This is a genomic window from Klebsiella sp. AqSCr (assembly GCF_008452795.1).
GTDB classification, from domain to species: domain Bacteria; phylum Pseudomonadota; class Gammaproteobacteria; order Enterobacterales; family Enterobacteriaceae; genus Klebsiella; species Klebsiella pneumoniae.
In genome coordinates, this window is the sequence record NZ_MJDM01000049.1 from 1 (window position 1) to 776 (window position 776).

Consider the following 776-nt stretch of genomic DNA (forward strand, 5'->3'; position numbering starts at 1 on the left):
TTGGCCAGCGCCTTTTCCTCGCTGCTGCAGCGTGCCAGCCCCACATCCTGGCCCCAGCCGCCGTCTTTGCAGCAGTTACTGAAGCCAGCCGCGAATTTTTTGCAGTATTTCGCTTTTCCCGTGAAGGCCCTGACATCCACCCCGTTCAGTGCCGCGACATCCTTCCCTGCAGCCGCCAGCGCTGCCAGCTCAGACACGGCCTGGCCAAAGTCGTTGCTCTTCCCGGACGTGGCTTTGTCACACTCCCCATCGAGGCAGAACACATCCCCGCCACAAACCATCTGTTTCCCGCTCGTCCTGGTTTCACAGGAATATGTCGCATACTCATGCAGGCAGGTTCCGTCTTCGCCGGAGAAGGCACACTGGCGGGATGACAGGGTGCAGGCCGTATTTTTCATCAGGCTTTCACAGGAGCCATAGTCCGCCGGCTGCGTGAGCCAGGTGTCCTTATATTTCCAGCAGGCTTCCGTGAACGAGTAATCCCTGCCTCCGAGGGTGATGGTTCGCGTTCCTCCCGGGCTGATACATTCCTCGCCCGTTTTTGTCCCTTCATCCTTACTGAACGGACAGCTTTCAACCCAGACGACTTCAGGCGCGTAGACGGTTTCGGTTTCCTCCATCACCAGGGTGACCGTGACCTGTACGGGTTTCTGGCTGGCCGATGATACGGTTCGTGATATTTTGCTTACAGCAAAGTTCTGCCCTGCAGTGACCACTTTGTCCACACCAAACGACTGATGAATCTTCCCCTTCCCGTCATAGGTATATTTCGTACA

1 protein-coding gene is annotated in these 776 nt (G+C 56.7%); it reads right to left on the bottom strand.

The annotated features are described in order from the left end of the window. Positions 1 to 776: conjugal transfer protein TraN (locus tag BHE81_RS27880; protein WP_149888865.1), on the bottom strand; the 776-nt coding region annotated here is incomplete at both ends.